The sequence below is a fragment of the Nocardia araoensis NBRC 100135 genome (assembly GCF_000308435.1).
Lineage (GTDB): Bacteria > Actinomycetota > Actinomycetes > Mycobacteriales > Mycobacteriaceae > Nocardia > Nocardia araoensis.
The window spans coordinates 1-17,382 of record NZ_BAFR01000155.1 but is presented as its reverse complement, the minus strand read 5'-3'; the positions used below and the strand labels follow the sequence as shown (position 1 = coordinate 17,382).

Sequence of the window (17,382 nt, the reverse complement as noted above, 5' to 3'; positions counted from 1 at the left end):
TCGCTTACCCGGGTGCCCGGGGAGCAAACAGGCGGCGGTCCCGCTTCCGGTGCTGCGAAGCGTCCGTCGATACGCCGACGCTCGATCATTCAGCAGGGTTTTCGCGTACCCGGCCCCGGTTACGAGGACCACCCGAAACGTGCGAGGACATGCAGGAGCGCGGAGCGAGATCCTTGCTGCTGCGGCAATCACGTTTCGTCATGGCGACCGCACGAGACCATCGACTGAAGGAGGGTGCGAGATGAAGAAGGTCGAGATTTTCGAGATGCCCACCCGCAGCGAGATGCGCGAGACCGAGACGCTGAAGAAGCGCATAAAGGCTTCCAACGGCCGGGGCGACGCGTACGGCGCGTACCAGCTCGCCTGCCTGATGGCCGCCACCGAGGCGGAGGAGGACGGCAGCGACGACGAGTCATGCCTCAGCCAATTCGAAGACGCGCTGCCGAACTGGTTGAGCCGCCTCGGGTTGAGACTGGACGTCCACGCCTATGGCGTATGCCACATGTCGGACAACGCGGGCGTCGATCATGGCGACGCGTCGTCGATCTATTGGACGTTGTCGGGGTTCCGGGACCGCTCCCGAATCTACGAGGCCATCGCCTTCCCTTCCGGCACCCCCGCGCCCTCCGGGTCGATGATGGAGCAGTACGACGATTGGTCGCAGAATGCCGCCGCGGTAGCGGAAGAGGAGTCCAGCGACTCCGCGCGCCTCTCCACTTTCGTCGACTCGATGACCGAATACCTGAATTCCTCCGGCAAGAAGTTCCCCGGAACCTCCTTCGGCTACTTCAACAGCACCGGCGCCGAAATCTACACCCCCAGCATGGAAGAGACCGGAATGCTCTGGAGCGTGGCCCCTCTCGGCTCCTTCGACGGCCACACGTACGAATGCGTCACCGCGCTGCCCAAGTGATTCGCGACGGCGCATGGCTGCGAGGTGGCCGCCCAGCATGTGCCGTTGATCCCGCAAGAAGACAATGGGTGGGGTGCAGACGGATTCGTTGATGGCGAGAGCTCGTTCGCTGTGGGAGGGATTGGCTGCGGTGCCGGTTCTCTTGCCGCAATGGCGGGCCCGGACGCGAGAGTCCAGACGGGTCGCCGCTTTGTTCAGAACAGGCTCAGCGGCAGCAGTTGGGGTCGAGGACGAAGCACAATGCCGCCAGGGCGTCCCGGCGAGCCCGGTGGAAGGTGTTCATGCCGCGCCGTTCGGATTCCACGAGACCGGCCTTGCGCAATTGGCCGAGGTGATGGCTGACCGTCGACTCCGACAGTCCGACCGCCGCGGCGAGGTCGCCGCCGTTCTCCTCGTCGGAAGTGCTGGTCAGCAGCAGTGACAGCAGCTTGACCCGTGCCGGGTCGGCGATCGCTTTCAATCGCAGCGCCACCGCCAGCGCGGCGTCGTCGTCGATCGGCCCGGCCGCGACCGGCGTGCAGCAGACCGGGGCGGACATGTCGATCACGGGCAGCGTCTTGGGCATGCGATCGACTCTACCTACTTTATTGACATATGTCGAAAAGGTGGCAGACTCGGCATCGAACCGGTTCTTCGATATATGTCACACAAGTGGAGGTAGTCATGTCCCGTATCCAGCTCGCCCTCAATGTCGACGACATCGACCAGGCCGTGCGGTTCTACTCGACCCTGTTCAAGACCGAGCCCGCCAAGCGCAAGCCCGGCTACGCCAACTTCGCCGTCGCCGATCCACCGCTGAAACTCGTGCTGATCGAGAACCCCGGCCACGGCGGCGGCGTCAACCACCTCGGCGTCGAGGTCGAAACGTCCGACCAGGTGCACGCCGAGATCGCCCGCCTGTCGGAAGCCGGGTTGTTCACCGAAGAGCAGATCGCCACGACCTGTTGCTTCGCCACGCAGGACAAGGTCTGGGTCAGCGCCCCGGACGCCGAGCGCTGGGAGGTCTACACCGTGCTGGCCGACAGTGAAACCTTCGGTACCGCACCTGAACTCACCGGTGCGGCCACGCCTTCCGACGCCGAGGCGGTCCAGGCCTGCTGCGGCACGGCCGAGGAAGCCGCCGCCGAGGGCGCGTGCTGCGGCTCGGCCGCCAAGAAGGAGGCGATCGACTCGGGCGCCACCTGCTGCCACTGACTCAGGGCGGCGTTCACCAGGTGTTTGCTTGCCTATGGATTCGATGTGCATCAATATCGATCCGTGTCGAAACAGGAGCTTCCGCTCGTCGGGGTGACCTCGCCATCGTGTGAGGTCACCCCGATGATCCGTCAACCGCTGACCGCCGACGCCGCCACCGAGTTGGCCTGCGTCTTCAAAGCGCTGTCGGACCCGGTCCGGCTGCGGCTGCTGTCGGTGGTCGCCGGCCATGCCGGGCGGGAGGCGTGCGTCTGCGACCTCTCGGAAGGCTTCGACGTCAGCCAGCCGACCATTTCCCATCACCTGAAGGTGTTGCGCGAAGCCGGACTGCTCAGCAGCGAGCGGCGCGGGTCGTGGGTGTACTACCGCATCGAACCCGCCGCACTGCGGCAGTTGTCCCGCCTGCTCGACATCACCGTGCCGGAAGCGGCGCGATGACCGGCCTGGCGCGGCGGCTACTGGCCGAATTCCTCGGCACCGCCCTACTCGTCGCCGTCGTCGTCGGCTCCGGCATCGCCGCCCAGCAACTGTCGCCGGATGACATCGGCGTGCAGCTACTGGAGAACTCCACCGCCACCGTTCTCGGACTCGCGGTGCTGATCCTGGTGTTCGGACCGGTGTCCGGCGCGCACTTCAATCCCGTTGTCTCCGCGGCGGACTGGTTACTAGGACGACGCCACGGCACCGGCCTTCCCGGCCGAGACCTCCCCGGCTACCTCGCCGCCCAAACGACCGGAGCCGTCGTCGGCGCGATCCTCGCCAACATCATGTTCGATCGATCCGCGATGCAGATCTCCACCCACCATCGCGTCACCACCGGTCATGTGATCTCGGAAGTCGTCGCCACGGCCGGACTGATCGCCGTCGTCTTCGGCCTGGCCCGCAGCGGGCGAGCGGCCCTGTCGGCGGCAGCGGTCGGCGCCTACATCGGAGCGGCGTACTGGTTCACCAGTTCCACCTCGTTCGCCAACCCCGCCGTCACCCTCGGCCGCGTCTTCTCCGACACCTTCGCCGGAATCGCCCCCGCGTCCGTGCCCGGCTACCTCGGCGCCCAACTCCTCGGCGCACTCATCGGCCTGGCCCTCGTCGCCATCCTCTACCCGGCCACCGCAGCCGTCGCCGCCGACAACGCCGTCATCCCTCGCGACACCATCGACACGCACTGAAAGGCCGCGATGCCAGCCACACCGAGCGTCCTGTTCGTCTGCGTCCACAACGCCGGACGTTCCCAAATGGCCGCCGCCCTGCTCGCCCACCTGGCTCAGGACGAAATCGAGGTCCGCTCCGCGGGCTCGGCCCCCGCCGACGAGATCAACCCTGTGGTCGCCGAAGTCATGACCGAGATCGGCATAGACATCACCGACCGAAAGCCGAAGATCCTGACGCCCGAAGCCGTCGAAGCCTCCGACGTCGTCATCACGATGGGCTGCGGCGACGCATGCCCCTACTACCCCGGAAAACGCTATCTCGATTGGAAGCTCGACGACCCCGCGGGACAAGACCGCGACACCGTCCGCGCGATCCGCGCCGAGATCGAACGCCACGTCCGCGGCCTGCTCACCGAAATGGGCCTCCGGATAACGGATGAAGCGGAGCCCGGCATCGAGGGAGTCGATCTCGATGCCGGGCCGGAAATCACTTCAGCGGAGCGGGCATGGGCGAGTTGATCGTGGAGAAGTACATGATGGCCGCGCCGATGGCGACGGGGGCCGTCACCAGGATCTGGCCCGCGACCGTGCCGAGGGCGCCGACGGCGACGATGCCGCCGAGGCAGCCGACGGCGGCGGCCGGGATGAAGGGGCCGAACATGCCGACGATGGTGGCGGCGGCGACGGTCGCGCCCGCGATGCCGCCGAGCACGCAGCCCACCGCCGCGCCGCCGATGCCGCCGACCAGGGTGCCGATGGTGGCGCCCATGGAGATGGTGCTGGTCATCCGGGACCAGGCCGCCTGCTCACGGTCGTATTCCGTCTTCCACGGAGCCTTGTCCTCGAAGGGCAGGGCGACCGGCTTGTAGACCGCGTGCGCCATGTCGAACTGCGGGGTCAGTGTCGCGGTGCGGTCCGAAATCTCGGCGGCGATGGGGAATTCGAACTCGTCGACCAGGAAGGTCAAGGGCGTGCCCGCGACGACGGTGCCGTCGGCGGCCTTGATCTTCAGCACCTGGTCCTCGACCACCAGCGAGCCGGAATCGATGCTGATGATGCTGGCGGTCTCGGTGGCGTGGGCGGTGAAACCGACGGCCTCGGCACCCTCGGTGGACGTGGCCTCGACGGACGCGCTGTCCACCGGAGCGGCCTCGGGAGCGGCGGAACTCGTGCCCGCGGCGATGCTGACCGCGGCGGTCGTGAACGCGGCGGCGAGGGCCAGTTTCGTGATCTGCATGGAAAGTCCTTGGTTTCGAAGGCATGGCGAAGCGACGGCCATACCTGTGTCATTCGGTAGGTCGTGGGAGGAACGGGCTTCGCCCGTGGATGTGGGGTTAAGCGGCGGCGCGCATCCGTCCGGCCAGGCCGATCACCACGTCGATCGCGAGGAAGACGAGCAGGCTCAACCCGACCAGCGGGACGAACCAGCCGACCACCAGTGCGGCGGCCACCAGCGGCACGACCAGCCACAGCGACGACTTGCGCAGCGCGCCGCGACGCGGAGCCCGGCCCAGCGCGAACCGGCTCGCATCACGGGTCGGGCGTCTGCGCCACCACATCAGGTAGCCGCGCACGATCACGGTGATCAGGCCGATCATCGCCGCCAGCAGCAACAACTGGTTGAGCAGCCCGAACATGAGGCCCATGTGGAACTGGATGCCCCAGTTGGTGAGCTTGGCCATCAGCGGCCAGTCGGCGTAGGACAGACGATCGGTAATCGCACCGGTCGCGCCGTCGACGGCCACGGAGTCGACGGTGTAGGTGCCCGGCATCCGGCGTTCCTTGACCGCGAACGCTTTGCCCGGCGCGGCCGGGACGGCGATCTCGGCCGCCTGCGTGATGCCTTCGGCACGGGCGGTCGCGTAGACCCGATCCAGCTGGGCGATCCGATCGGCCGGATCTGCGGGCGCGTGCTCCGCGTGACCGCCGCCGTGGTGGTCGGAGCCCGAATCGTGGCCCGAGGCAACGGTTCCGGGCAATGCGGTGCTGACCGCCGGTGTGGTCCAGCTGAGCTGCTCACGCAATGCGGTGATGTTCTCGCCCGCGTACGTCGACCAGGTCATGCCGGTCGCCGACAGCAGCAGCACCAGCGGGAGCACCCACATCCCGACCGCACCGTGCCAGTTCATGGTGCGGCCTCGCGCGCGCTGCGACCGATCGGCCGCCAGCAGCCAGCCCCAGCCGTTGCGGGCCCGCCGGCTACGCACCCGCCGCACCCAGATGACCAGCCCGGCCAGCGCGACGATCCACAGCCAGGACGCGGCGAGCTCGCTGTAGAGCCGGCCCGGTTCGCCCAGGTGCAGGTCACGGTGCAACCGATCGATCCAGGTGCGCATCGGCAGCGCACCCGAACTGCCGTACACGACGGCATCGCCCACCGGCTGCGCGGTGTAGGGGTTCACGAACACCGCCCGCCGCTCGGACTCGCCCAGCGACGGGTCGTTGAACAGCACCCTGGTGGTGTCCTCGGCACCCGCCGCCGGGGCGACGGCGACCAGCTGGAGGTCCGGCCGGGTGGCTACGGCCGCACCGACCTGCTCCGACAGCGGTTTCGGCGTTCCGGTCTCGGTGGCCGTCAGCAGGTCGCGCGACATGACCGACTCGAGCGTCGGCGATATCGCGTAGAGGGCGCCGGTGACGGCGGCGATGAGGATGAACGGCCCGACGAACACACCCGCGTAGAAGTGCAGTCGCATGGCCAGCGCGTACAGGCTGTTACGCGCGGTGGTCCGGCGTGGGCCGGACGGATCCGACGGCTCCGATAAGTCGGCGTCGGAAATGGTTTCTGTTGTACTCACGATCGTTTCGTTTCTGACGGCGGAACCCGGGTGAGCGCAACCCACTTCTGGCCGTAGGCACGCGACCGCCGCGGCGACAAGTCCTTCGCGGACAGCCGTCGCGCGATCGCCGGGAGACGCGCTTGTTCGACGAAGCGCGGTCTCACCTCCGCACGGAAAGAAGGTGTGCGACCACGGATTCGGCGTCGCGGCGGCACGCTCAGGAGCGGGCACGAGAGTGCGCGGCGACGCTGCGCTGCACGATGAAAGATGACGGTGAGCGATACCCACGTCACACGTGCACCGGGTATGGAATGAATTCAGAGAACGACCGCCAGCGGCGGAGCGCGGGTGCGCAGCGCCTCGGCGGCGAACACCCGCAGAACGACCCGGTCGCGATGGACCGTCCGCGCAGGAGCGCGGTCCGCGACGACGGGCGGGGTATGCCGCGGCGGCAGCACGCGGCGCAGCACCGCGGTGCCGATCCGGTACGCGGCTTCCGCGCCCCGGATGACGACGGCCGCCGCGAGCGCCGCGCACAGGTGCGCGGCGAGCATGGCGGGAGTCAGCTGGGCATCACCGTGATGCAGGTGTCCGGAGTTGATCCCCATGGTGAAGTGCCCGAGCAGCTGCCCGGCGACCAGCGCCGCGACCAGCCCGGACGACGTCTCGCGCAGCGGGGCCAGGCCCGCAACCAACGCGCCGATCACGGCGGACGCGGCGGCGAGCAGGGCCAGCGCGGTGGTGTCCGGCAGCATGCCGCCGGAAGCCCAGCCGTGCGCCGCGACGGCGATGGCCCCCGAGATCGCACCGGCCGAGCCACCGCGCACCCGCGCGACGGCGCCGCGACGACCCGCGGCGGACCGGTCGAACTCGTAACTCACCCGCTGATGATAGCCGACCGATTGCACGCGTCCGACCGCATCGAAAACCGCTGCCACATGCAGCTTCCAACTGGAAATACTTCGGTCTTCCCGGCATGCGGCAGCCGTACCGCAGGGAAGACCGTGGACGCGCGCGGCTCAGCCCGCGTCGACCTCCATCTCGATCAGCGGCTTGCGCAGCAGTTTGCCGGTCGCGTTGCGGGGGAGCTCGTCGAGGAAGACCACCTCGCGCGGGACCTTGTAGCGGGCGAGATTCGCCTTGACGTAGTCCTTGATCTCCTGCGGGTCGCGCTTGCAATCGGGACCGGGAACGACGAAGGCGCGCAGCCGTTTGCCGAACTCACGGTCGTCCACCCCGACCACCGCGGCTTCGAAGATGTCGTCGCGACCCGCGATGAGGTTCTCCACCTCGAGCGGGAAGACGTTCTCGCCGCCGGAGACGATCATGTCGTCGTCACGGCCATCGATGTAGAGCAGGCCGTCGGCGTCGAAGTGACCGACGTCGCCGCTGGACATCATGCCGTCGACCATCTCCTTGGTGCGGCCGTCGGTGTAGCCGGTGAAGGCGAAGCCGTTGTCCACGAAGATGGTTCCGGTCACGTTCGGCTCGGTGATCGGCTTGCGCTCGGCGTCCAGCAGCACGATCCGGATGCCGACCGGAGGCTTGCCCGCGGTGGTGGGCGCCTTGCGCAGGTCCTCGGGCGTCGCGACGGTCATTACGGCGCACTCGGTGGAGCCGTAGAGGTTGTAGAGGCTGTCGTTGAAGTGGTCCAGCGTGCGGGTCACCACGTCCGGCGCGATGGCCGAGCCCGCCGCGAAGATCACCTTGATGCTGCTGACGTCGTACTTCGCCAGCACGTCGGCGTCCAGGTCGAGGATGCGTTGCAGCATGGTCGGGACCACGACCAGCGAATCCGCCTTGTACTTCTCGATATTCGCCAGGGTCTGCTCGGGATCGAAGCGGCGCTGCTGGAAGACCACCCGATTGCCGAGTGCGAGACCGAGGGTGAACTGGGACAGGCCGGTGCCGTGGAAGATCGGCGCCGCCATGATCATGGTGCCGTCGGCGGGCAGCGGCACCCGGTCGATGAACTGGGCCGAGGCGAAGGGGCTGACCCGGTCGCGCGGGGCGCCCTTCGGCGTGCCGGTGGTGCCGCTGGTCAGGATGACGATGCCGCCGGGTTTGGCCGGGGTGGGCAGCGCCGCGCCGGACTGTCCGCTGATCAGCGAATCGACCGTCGGGATCGCGGGATCGGCGTTGTCCTTCTCGTCCACCCAGGTGAGGATGCGCGGGATCGCGGCGGGGATGGCGCTCATCAGGTCGATGAACTCGCTGTCGTGCAGCACCGCCTTGACGTTCTCGCGCTCGGCCACGTCGGCGAACTGCGGCTTGGCGAAACCGGTGTTCATCAGCACGCCGCGCACGCCGAGCTTGCCGGTGGCCAACAGACTCAGCACCATGCCGCGGTGGTCGCGCGCCAGGATGGCCACGACGTCACCGGGATTGATGCCTTTGCTCTGCAACCCGCGGGCCAGGGCGTTGGACTGCTCGTTGAGCCGGCCGAAGGTCAGCTCCCCGCGTTCGTCGACGATCGCCACGGAGTGCGGCCTGGTCTGCGCGGCGTGCATGACGACGCCCGCGAACGGGCCGAACTTCAAGATATTGAACGCCGACCGCGCCGCATGGTCGGGGCGCAGCGGATTGAACAGCCGCCGCTTGACCATCACGTTCACGCCGAGGGCCAGATCGCCTGCTTTGCGGGCGGCGCCACCCAACGCGGGTAGGGAAAGAGACATCGACGACAACCTTCCGGCGGTGTCACCCGGTGATCCTCCGGGTGGTGCGGACCGCATTTTCGATACCCAGTGCTGGTGCTAACACTAGCAAGCTTGTGTAACCGGTTGTGTCACGTATCTCAGCGGATCGCTACCCGCTGGTAACGGGCCGGGCGCGGTGGCCCGGCCCGCTGCTCGTCAGGCCTTGACCTCGTACTCCACCAGCACGCGGCGCAGCAGCTTGCCGGTCGCGTTGCGCGGCAGGTCGTCGAGGAAGACCACCTCGCGCGGCACCTTGTACCGCGCCAGGTTGTTCTTCACGTACGCCTTGATCTCCTCGCCGTCCGGCGAGGAGCCCGGCTCGGGAACGACGAAGGCGCGCAGGCGCTTGCCGAATTCCGCGTCGTCCACGCCGACCACGGCGACGTCGAAGATGTCGGGTCGTTCCAGCAGCAGGTTCTCCACCTCCTGCGGGAAGACGTTCTCGCCGCCGGACACGATCATGTCGTCGTCGCGACCGTCCACCATGAGCAGGCCGTTCTCGTCGAAGTGGCCGACGTCGCCGCTGGACATGTAGCCGTCGATGATCTGCTTGTGCCTGCCGTCGGTGTAGCCCTCGAACGGCGCGCCGCTGCGGATGAAGATGCGCCCGGTGGTGTTGACGGCGGTGACCCGCTGATCGTTGTCGTCGTAGAGCCGCACCTCGCAGGTGATCGGCGCGCGCCCGACGGTGCCGGGCGCGAGCGCGAGATCCTCGGGGTTGGCCACGGTCGCGACGGCGCATTCGGTGGAGCCGTAGAGGTTGTAGAGCACCGGGCCGAACGCCTCGGTGGCCTTGATCGTCAATTCCGGCGACAGCGCCGAACCGGCCAGCACGATCGCCTTCAGCGAGGACGTGTCGTACTTCGCCCGGATCGCCGGATCGAGCTCGACCATCCGGTGCAGCATCGTGGGCACCGCCACCAGCATGTCGGCCTTGTGCTCGGCGACCAAGGCGAGCGTCGCCTCGGCGTCGAACCGGCGGCGCACCACGACCTTGTTGGCCAGCGCCGCGCCGACCAGCCAGGTGGCCAGGCCGGTGCTGTGGAAGATCGGCGAGACGATCACCTGGGTGCCGTGCTGCGGGAACGGAATGCGGTCGACCATCTGCGCCGTGGACAGCGGAGTGACCTTGGTGCGCGGGGCGCCCTTCGGCAGGCCGGTGGTGCCGCTGGTCAAGATGATGAAGCCGCCGGGCTTGCTCGGCGCGGGCAGCGGCTCGGTGGAGTTGGCGGCGACCAGGTCGTCGATCGTCTGCGCGCCCTCGGGCAGGGTGGCGCCCTCGTCGACCCAGGTGATGTAGCGCGGCAGGTCGGCGGGCAGCGCGTCGAGCAGGCCGAGGAACTCGCTGTCGTGCAGCACCGCCTTGACCTTCTCGCGAGCGCACACCTCGGCGAACTGCGGCTTGGCGAACCCGGTGTTCATCAACGCGACCCGCACGCCGAGCTTGCCCGCCGCGGCCATGGCGATGATCAGTCCGCGGTGGTCGCGCGCGAGCAGGCCGATGACCTGGCCTTCGGTGATGCCCGCCGCCCGCAGGCCGCGCGCGACGGCCGTCGACCGGTCGTCCAGTTCGCGGTAGGTCAGGGCGCCCGCCTCGTCCACGATGCCCGGGGCGTCCGGCGCCACGCGCGCGGAATGCCGGATCAACGTCGCCTGAGGGCCGAGGATCCGCGATTCCCTCATCGTCCGCAGCGTCTCCAGCGGCTTCCGGGGATCGGTGACACCCCGGCTGCGCAGCACACCCAGCGCCTTCACGGCCTCCAGCGTGTGGGCCAAATTCATGTCGAACAACCTCCACAAAACCCTCGCGTCGGTCCTCGACCTAGCGAACCGGTACGGCGTGTTGACTTGCCACCGTAGCAGTGCGGAGTGTGACAGGTCACAGTTGAAACGGACAAATCTCTCTCGGATCGGTGACGTCCACCGCAGGTGGGAGCGGTCGGCAGCCCGATTTCGGTCTTTTCGCCCGCTGTTACCTGCCGGTAGCGCTACCCTCGCAACGTCTCGAGACCGCTCGAAGGGAGACGCGGCCAATGTCCGATCCGAAGGACCGTGCACCGTTCATCGACATCCCCGGCGATCTGCCCGGCATCCGGGGCCTGTTCGCTTTCAAGCCCGAAACCGGCACGGCTCTGAGCGAATTCGCGCAGACCCTGTTGCGCGGGTCGTCCCCGCTCACGCCGGGGGAGCGCGAAACCATCGCCGCGTACGTGTCGTCGCGCAACCAGACCTATTTCTGCACCCAGTCGCACGCGGCGACCGCGGCGGCGCTGGTTGACGGCGGTCGCGAGCTGATCGACGCGGTCATCGAGGACGCGGATTCCGCCGCGATCGATCCGAAACTGCGTGCGCTGCTGCGCATCGCGGACAAGGTGCGCCGGTCGGGACTCGAGGTCACCTCGGAGGACGTCGAGAACGCGCGCGCCGCGGGCGCCAAGGACGAGGACATCCACGACGCGGTGCTCGTCGCTTCGGCGTTCTGCATGTTCAATCGCTATGTGGACGGCCTGGCGACGGTCGCGCCCCGGGAGCGGGCGACCTACGAGCAGATCGGTGGGATGCTCGCCACCGCGGGATACGTGGCCGCCGGAGTGCCGCCGGAATCAGCGGCGAGCGCTGGCCAAGGCGACCAGTAGCGGCACCACCCTGGCGGCGGGCACCTCGAATCGCCCACGCCCCGCGGTGTGCAGCCAGCCGACCGCGGCCAGTTGCCGCAGGTGCTGATAGATCTGCCCGGAGTCGCCGACCCCGTCCACTCCGGCCAGTTCGGCCGCGGTCCGCCGCCCGCCCATGATCTCGCGCAGCAGGCGCAGCCGGACCGGACTGCCCAGCGCGGCAAGGCATTCCGCCGTCTCGGCCCAGTCGTCCTCGATGAGGTCGCCGGTGGTGAACCGGGCCTGCCACTCGCGCTGCTGATCGTTGGGCAGGCGGACCGACCCGGCGAAGACAACGCCGCCGTTGGGCTCGTCGGCCGCCGCGAACTCGTCCTGCAGACGAGCCACCGCCCACTGCTCGGCGCCCGGCGGGAGGTCGTCGGGCCGAATTCTCTCTTCCAGCGCGCTGAGCCGCCGTTCCAGCTCGGCGACTCTGTCTTCCAGACTCACGAACCCAAAAGCTACGGAAGTACGTACTTCCCGACAAACCGAAGATCCCGGCTCCCGTGGCGGCGGGAGCCGGGATCTTCGCACTCAGTTGTAGACGGCGCCGAACGACGGAACCGAGATCGTGCCCAACCGGTAGGCGTACCCGTCCGGGTTCGCGTCGCTGACGGGCACCGACCAGCGGTGCCACAGCGATCCGTACACCGCGGCGACCACCGGGCCCGCGCCGGTGTCCAGGGCGCGGGTGCGAATGGTGGTGTCCACCGGAACGTCGTTGTGTTCGTAGAGCAGTTCGGTACCGCTGCGCCCGTTGGCCAGGTTGATCCACAGTGCCTCGAGCTTCGCGCCGCCCTGGTTCGGCGAGATGGTGCCGGGTCCGCCGAAGAACCCGATGCGGAATCCGTCCATCCCGAGGGCGATTCCCGATCCGTACACGCCCGGACCCTCACCGCGGCCGATATCCGACTGCGCCGGGAACTGGAACGGCTGCGCGGGCAAGGCCACCGCCCCGGAGTCGGTGAGCCGCCCGGAGGCGATCAGGCGGTCGATCGCCTGCTCCGCCGCCGGATTCCCGGCCGCGGCGACACGCAATTGCTGCGCGGCGACGGCCCAGTCCACCGTGGTCGGCTGCGCGGCGGCGTGCCCGGCGAACGGCGTCACCAACACCGCGGCGGCGGCGAAAGCGGTGGCGAGGCGACGCGTGAAACTCAATCGTTGCATAACCAGTCCTCCTGAGAAGTTCTCTGGTACAGCTCGAGTGAAAGACGTCCGCTGATTCGTAGATCCAGCGGCTCAGGGCGATAGGCTGCCTGGTCGGTCCTCGCCCTGTCCAGGGTGAGCGCCGAATGGCGTGATCGTGTCGTTGGCTCATCGACGCAGTGACGTGCTTGTCAACAGCAGTGCGCGCAACGATTCGAGGCCACGATAGAGCACCGCCGGGCGGGCGGACCGGCCGCGTTCGATGTTCGCTACCGCCCGGGATCGGTTTCGGCACAGTCCTGAAAAAAACCGATCCGTCCGGTCTTGACGCGGGTAGTGTGGAGTTCTCGAGGTGAACGCCGAATTCGCGGCGGCGACCGCGTTCGCGGTCCGTCACCAGTCGGGCGCCATCGGTCGCCAGTGAGCGGAGAACCCCAGAATGCATCGAAGTAACCGGCCGTCACCTGATCTTTTCAGCCACCGGACCAAGCCAGCCGAGATGAGCACGCCTGAGCCCGGGGTAGTTCGTCCGCCCGTATTCAGCGACGTCGTCAACGCGACGCCCGCGGCGACGGACCACACGACACGGGTCGACGCCGATGGGTGAGTGATGGATCCCGCCGCCCGGGCATGGGATCTCGGTTACGCCGCCGGTTGGCGGCTGATACGCGCTTTGCCGGAACCCGTGGCGGTCCGCCTCTTCGACGCGGTAGCCGACCGCGCGGCCCGAAACGGCGGACCGAACCAATTGCGCCGCAACCTGGCTCGGGTACTGGCCACCGCACCGGAAGAGGTGCCGCAGACGCTGATCCGTGCGAGTCTGCGTTCCTACGCGCGGTACTGGCGCGAGGCCTTCCGGTTGCCCTCGATGGACCCGGTGCGACTGGCCGACACCATCGAATCCTCGGCCACCGGCCTCGAACACATCCGGCGGGCGGTCGAACGCGGCACCGGCGCCGTACTCGCCCTGCCGCACAGCGGCAACTGGGACTTGGCGGGAGTGTGGGTGGTGCAGCGGGTGGGCACACCCACTGTCGTCGCGGAGCGGCTCCGGCCGGAATCGCTGTTCCAGCGCTTCGTCCGCTTCCGTGAGCACTTGGGATTCGAGATCATCCCGCTCAGCGGTGCTGCGACGCCACCGTTCTCGCAGCTGCTCGGCCGGATTCGGCAGGGACGGATCGTCGGTCTGCTGGGTGAACGCGACCTGTCCGGCACCGGCATACCGGTCACCTTCTTCGGTGAACCGGCCCGGCTGCCGAGCGGTCCGGCACGGCTGGCGGTCGAAACCGGAGCACCGCTGCTTCCGGTGCACTGCTGGTACACCTGCGACGGCTGGGGGTTCCACGTCGACGCACCTATCGACACCAGCGATGGAGTTAAGGCAACCACCCAGTCGCTGGCCGACCGATTCGCCGCCAATATCGCCGCGCACCCTGCCGACTGGCACATGCTCCAGCCCCTGTGGACGGCCGATCTCACCGCTGCGCAGCTCGCTCGCTCGATCCAGAACGCACCGCACTGAACCTCTTCCCATGCGCGCGATGGCCACGCCTCACTCGCCGGGCAGCCCCCAGGCGAATCCGGCAGCGATGATGAAACAACTGACGATCGAGATCAGGACAATGCTCCACATGTGCGCGAAGGCTACGGAACATTCGGCCCGAAATCCATAGCCCAGCATCGCCGAATGTGCTTCCGGACACGTCATCTGTTGCTGCCGGCGGCCCGCAGAACGAAAAATCCGGTGCGAGTCCGATAGCTCGATGCTCGCTTGCTAGCAAAGAGCTGCTAGCTCGGATTTTGGAGCGGTGCCGCTAGCTGTTCTCCAGGATCGAGAGATACAAGCGTGTGGCGACGGCTTCGGCGTCCTCGGTCATGGGGTCTGAGTAGGTCCGCGCCCCTGGAAGGGTGGCGGCGTAGGACCGGGCGGCAGTCGCAAGGACGGACATCAGGCCGGATGAACGCTGGATGGGCGACTTCACTGCCCAGGCGAGGTGCTTCACTCCTGACGGAAGCTGTTCTTCACACGCCAAGCGTAGGGCGAGTTTGTCAACGGTCATGCCGTCACGCATTCCGAAAAGGGCTGGGGGCGCGAATCGTTCGGCGATCTGCCACCATCGAACCGTTTGGAATACGTGAACTAGCCGATCGGCGTACTCATCCAGCAGCGCTGGATAGAAGTGCGGGACGAGCCGGTCATCTCTGAAGTTGGCGGCTGACTCCCTGCGAATGATCCGGTCGAGCTCGTCCGTGGCGTCGAGTGAGGCCACTGGATGGGTGAGTCGCTTGCCGCCACCGAAGATTGCATCCGCGCCGCTGCCGTTCAAGATCGGGCCGAGTTCTGTGATCTTGTCGATGCTTCTACGAGCGGCGAGTATCGGGATGCCTGCGGTTACCTCCCAGAGTTCCGACGTGCCGAGTCGCCGCATAGTGTCGCGAGACAGTTGGCCGACTTCCTGTGGTGTCAGACGGATGGGGTCATGCCTCAGCCCGAGGGCTGCGGTTGCGGCCGCTGCGTTCTGTTCGTCTGATTGACCTTCGGTCACGATCGTGACCGCGATAGGTTTCGCGCCGAGTGCGACCGCTACGGCTGCGACGTAGATCGAATCGACGCCGCCGCTCAGCAGTACGACTGGCGTTCCTCCGAACTTGTCGAGAACGGCAGTGATCCGCGACCGAGATTCCTCAGCAATGAGGTGAGCGGCCTCGTGTGGATCGGTGAGTGTTCGCAAGTCGGGTCGGGGGCGTCCGATGTCTTCGAGCAGGTCGGTGACGAACTGGAGCGGTTCGGAGGTCTGCGGGGCCAAGGGGGTTGTGTCGGTCATGTCCACCGTTCCAGTTTCCTGATGAACACAGCCGTGCCAGGGAGGAGCCGAGCATGCCCGTCAGGCCGTGGATTAGGCGGCCCGAATCTGGGAGCTTCCAGGCGATGACGGCTTACAGGCGGCCTGAGCGAGCGGTGGACCGATGAGCCGAACGTCGGACACGAAAAAACCGGTGCGAGTCGATGAGTGGACTCGCACCGGTTCTCTGTTGTCTACCAGCTCATTTCAGCTCGGCGCTGGTCTTGCCGAGGATGCGGCGGGCGACGATGAGCTGCTGGATCTGCTGGGTGCCTTCGAAGATATCGAGGATCTTCGAGTCGCGGCCCCACTTCTCCAGCAGAGTGCGCTGCGAGTAACCGATGGCGCCGGCCAGTTCGACCGCCTTCAAGGTGACGTCGGTGCCGGTGCGGCCCGCCTTCGCCTTGGACATGGAGGCCTCGAGCGAGTTCGGCTTCTTGTTGTCGGCCATCCATGCGGCGCGCAGGGCGAGCAGGTAGGCGGACTCGTAATCGGCTTCCATCCGCAGGAATTCGGCGGCGGCGGCGTGCTGGTTGTTGGCGGGAGTGTCATAGGAGATCTCCACGCCCGCCGCGGTCAGGATCGAGCGCAGCTCTTCGAGCGCGGCGCGGGCCACGCCGATCGCCATCGCGGCGACGAGCGGACGGGTGTTGTCGAAGGTCTGCATGACCCCGGCGAAACCCTTCTCCACGTTGACTTCCGGGCTGCCGAGGATGTTGTCCTTCGGAATCCGGCAGTCCTGCAAAAGCAGCACGGCGGTGTCGGACGCCTTGATGCCGAGCTTGTGCTCGAGCCGCGCCACCGAAAGGCCGGGAGCGTCGCGCGGCACGACGAACGACTTGATCGCCGCGCGGCCGAGGCTCTTGTCCACCGTCGCCCACACCACGATGTGGGTGGAGCGCTGGCCCGCGGTGACGAAGATCTTCTCGCCGTTGAGCACCCACTCGTCGCCGTCGAGCACGGCGGTGGTGGACACGGCGGCGGAGTCGGAGCCGAAGGACGGCTCGGTGATCGCCATCGAGGCCCACACCTTGCCGAAACGCTTGAGCTGCTCGTCGGTGGCGACGGCGGCGATAGCGGCGTTGCCAAGGCCCTGGTAGGGGATCGACAGCATGAGGCCGACATCGCCCCACGAGGTCTCCAGCGCGTTCAACAACGCGGACATGTTGCCGCCGTTGGTGTTTCCGAGCAGCTCGGTGGCGTGGCGGTCGGTGTCGCCGTCATCGGAGCGGCCACCGGCGGCGCCGCCGATCTTCTGGGTGCCGGAGTCGGCCAGGCCCTCGACCATGGCGGCCATGGTGTCCAGCTCGACCGGGTAGTCGTGCTCGGCGAGGTCGTACTTGCGCGAGATCGGGCGGAAGATCTCCTGCGCGACCTGATGCGCCTGGTTCGCGCTGGCCCGCAGCTTCTTGGGGAGTTCGAGGTTGATCATGAGTGGGGTCTCCTGGAAAACGGAACGGGCCGGTCAGATGAGCACGACACCTTCGGCGACGCCGATGGCCCGCAGATCGCGGTACCAGCGCTCGACCGGGTGTTCCTTGGTGAAGCCGTGGCCGCCGAGCAGCTGCACGCCGTCGAGGCCGATCTGCATGCCCTTGTCGGTGGCGAGCTTTCGGGCCAGCGCCGCCTCGCGGCCGAAGGACAGGCCCTGCTCCGCGCGGGAAGCGCCGCGGAGGGTGACCAGCCGTAGTCCGTCGAGCTCGATCGCGATGTTGGCGACCATGAAGGCCACCGCCTGGCGGTGCGAGATCGGCTCGCCGAACGCTTCACGCTCGTTGACGTACGGGATCACGTAGTCCAGCACGGCCCGGCTGGTGCCCGCGGCGAGCGAAGCCCAGCCGAGACGGGCCAGGCGCACGGCGTCGGCGTACTCCTCGGCGCGGGTCGCGGCGTCGCCGTCGCCCAGGATGGCGTCCGCGCCGACCGCGACGTTGTCCAGGATCAACCTGCCCAGGCCCGCGGCGCGCAGACCCATGCTCGGATCGGCCTCCACCACCAGGCCGGG

The 17,382-nt window shown here is 67.7% G+C and carries 17 protein-coding genes and 1 pseudogene; 7 read left to right on the top strand and 11 right to left on the bottom strand.

Annotated elements, in window-relative coordinates:
* The first annotated feature begins 241 nt into the window (after nt 1–241).
* Complete coding sequence (locus tag ON21_RS21145) at nt 242–913, top strand: hypothetical protein (RefSeq protein WP_039800121.1); 672 nt, start codon at nt 242–244, stop codon at nt 911–913.
* 205 nt (nt 914–1,118) lie between these two features.
* Here ON21_RS21145 and ON21_RS21140 read toward each other — a convergent pair whose 3' ends face one another.
* Nucleotides 1,119–1,478, bottom strand: a complete 360-nt coding sequence (locus ON21_RS21140) for an Rv2640c family ArsR-like transcriptional regulator (RefSeq protein WP_039800120.1) — start codon at nt 1,476–1,478, stop codon at nt 1,119–1,121.
* A gap of 98 nt (nt 1,479–1,576) precedes the next feature.
* Here ON21_RS21140 and ON21_RS21135 point away from each other — a divergent pair, with 98 nt between their 5' ends.
* The 4 genes and pseudogenes from ON21_RS21135 to ON21_RS21120 all read left to right on the top strand — a co-directional run.
* Entirely contained in the window at nt 1,577–2,107 is a 531-nt protein-coding gene (locus ON21_RS21135; protein ID WP_039800118.1) for an ArsI/CadI family heavy metal resistance metalloenzyme, read from the top strand.
* 63 nt (nt 2,108–2,170) lie between these two features.
* On the top strand, nt 2,171–2,545 hold the full coding sequence (locus ON21_RS21130; protein ID WP_039800117.1) for an ArsR/SmtB family transcription factor: 375 nt from the start codon (nt 2,171–2,173) through the stop codon (nt 2,543–2,545).
* The gene (locus tag ON21_RS21125; protein WP_039800116.1) at nt 2,542–3,273 is read left to right on the top strand and encodes an aquaporin; all 732 of its coding nucleotides are present in this window, start codon (nt 2,542–2,544) and stop codon (nt 3,271–3,273) included. Before ON21_RS21130 ends, ON21_RS21125 begins: the two co-directional genes overlap by 4 nt.
* Nucleotides 3,274–3,282: 9 nt before the next feature.
* Nucleotides 3,283–3,675: pseudogene (locus ON21_RS21120) on the top strand (arsenate reductase ArsC); the annotation flags it as partial.
* Nucleotides 3,676–3,742: 67 nt separating this feature from the next.
* Here the strand turns inward: ON21_RS21120 and ON21_RS21115 are convergent.
* From ON21_RS21115 to ON21_RS21095, 5 genes are all read right to left on the bottom strand, one after another.
* Complete coding sequence (locus ON21_RS21115; RefSeq protein ID WP_039800115.1) at nt 3,743–4,492, bottom strand: DUF8020 domain-containing protein; 750 nt, start codon at nt 4,490–4,492, stop codon at nt 3,743–3,745.
* A gap of 97 nt (nt 4,493–4,589) precedes the next feature.
* Entirely contained in the window at nt 4,590–6,053 is a 1,464-nt protein-coding gene (locus ON21_RS21110; protein ID WP_051021165.1) for a PepSY-associated TM helix domain-containing protein, read from the bottom strand.
* A 299-nt stretch (nt 6,054–6,352) separates the two neighbouring features.
* The gene (locus ON21_RS21105; protein ID WP_169332715.1) at nt 6,353–6,916 is read right to left on the bottom strand and encodes a hypothetical protein; all 564 of its coding nucleotides are present in this window, start codon (nt 6,914–6,916) and stop codon (nt 6,353–6,355) included.
* Between the two features lie 138 nt (nt 6,917–7,054).
* Nucleotides 7,055–8,713 (bottom strand): acyl-CoA synthetase, encoded by a 1,659-nt coding sequence (locus ON21_RS21100; RefSeq protein ID WP_039800113.1) that lies wholly within the window; start codon nt 8,711–8,713, stop codon nt 7,055–7,057.
* A 177-nt stretch (nt 8,714–8,890) separates the two neighbouring features.
* Nucleotides 8,891–10,516, bottom strand: coding sequence for an acyl-CoA synthetase (locus ON21_RS21095; protein ID WP_039800112.1), 1,626 nt, complete (start codon nt 10,514–10,516; stop codon nt 8,891–8,893).
* Between the two features lie 251 nt (nt 10,517–10,767).
* On the opposite strand from ON21_RS21095, the gene ON21_RS21090 reads away from it, so the two are divergent.
* Nucleotides 10,768–11,370 (top strand): carboxymuconolactone decarboxylase family protein, encoded by a 603-nt coding sequence (locus ON21_RS21090; protein ID WP_051021164.1) that lies wholly within the window; start codon nt 10,768–10,770, stop codon nt 11,368–11,370.
* Here ON21_RS21090 and ON21_RS21085 read toward each other — a convergent pair.
* Nucleotides 11,338–11,838, bottom strand: coding sequence for an ArsR/SmtB family transcription factor (locus ON21_RS21085; RefSeq protein ID WP_039800111.1), 501 nt, complete (start codon nt 11,836–11,838; stop codon nt 11,338–11,340). The genes ON21_RS21090 and ON21_RS21085 overlap by 33 nt on opposite strands.
* A gap of 84 nt (nt 11,839–11,922) precedes the next feature.
* On the bottom strand, nt 11,923–12,555 hold the full coding sequence (locus ON21_RS21080; RefSeq protein WP_039800110.1) for a hypothetical protein: 633 nt from the start codon (nt 12,553–12,555) through the stop codon (nt 11,923–11,925).
* 589 nt (nt 12,556–13,144) lie between these two features.
* Between ON21_RS21080 and ON21_RS21075 the strand changes: the two genes are divergently transcribed.
* On the top strand, nt 13,145–14,056 hold the full coding sequence (locus tag ON21_RS21075; RefSeq protein WP_039800108.1) for a phosphatidylinositol mannoside acyltransferase: 912 nt from the start codon (nt 13,145–13,147) through the stop codon (nt 14,054–14,056).
* 292 nt (nt 14,057–14,348) lie between these two features.
* On the opposite strand, the gene ON21_RS21070 is transcribed toward ON21_RS21075, so the two are convergent.
* From ON21_RS21070 to ON21_RS21060, 3 genes are all read right to left on the bottom strand, one after another.
* A complete protein-coding gene (locus ON21_RS21070) occupies nt 14,349–15,359 on the bottom strand; it encodes an asparagine synthase-related protein (protein WP_039800104.1) in 1,011 nt (336 codons plus the stop codon).
* Nucleotides 15,360–15,579: 220 nt separating this feature from the next.
* The gene (locus tag ON21_RS21065; RefSeq protein ID WP_039800103.1) at nt 15,580–16,809 is read right to left on the bottom strand and encodes an acyl-CoA dehydrogenase family protein; all 1,230 of its coding nucleotides are present in this window, start codon (nt 16,807–16,809) and stop codon (nt 15,580–15,582) included.
* Nucleotides 16,810–16,842: 33 nt separating this feature from the next.
* Nucleotides 16,843–17,382, bottom strand: a 540-nt coding sequence (locus tag ON21_RS21060) for an acyl-CoA dehydrogenase family protein (protein ID WP_039800101.1), incomplete at its 5' end; no start/stop codon positions are given.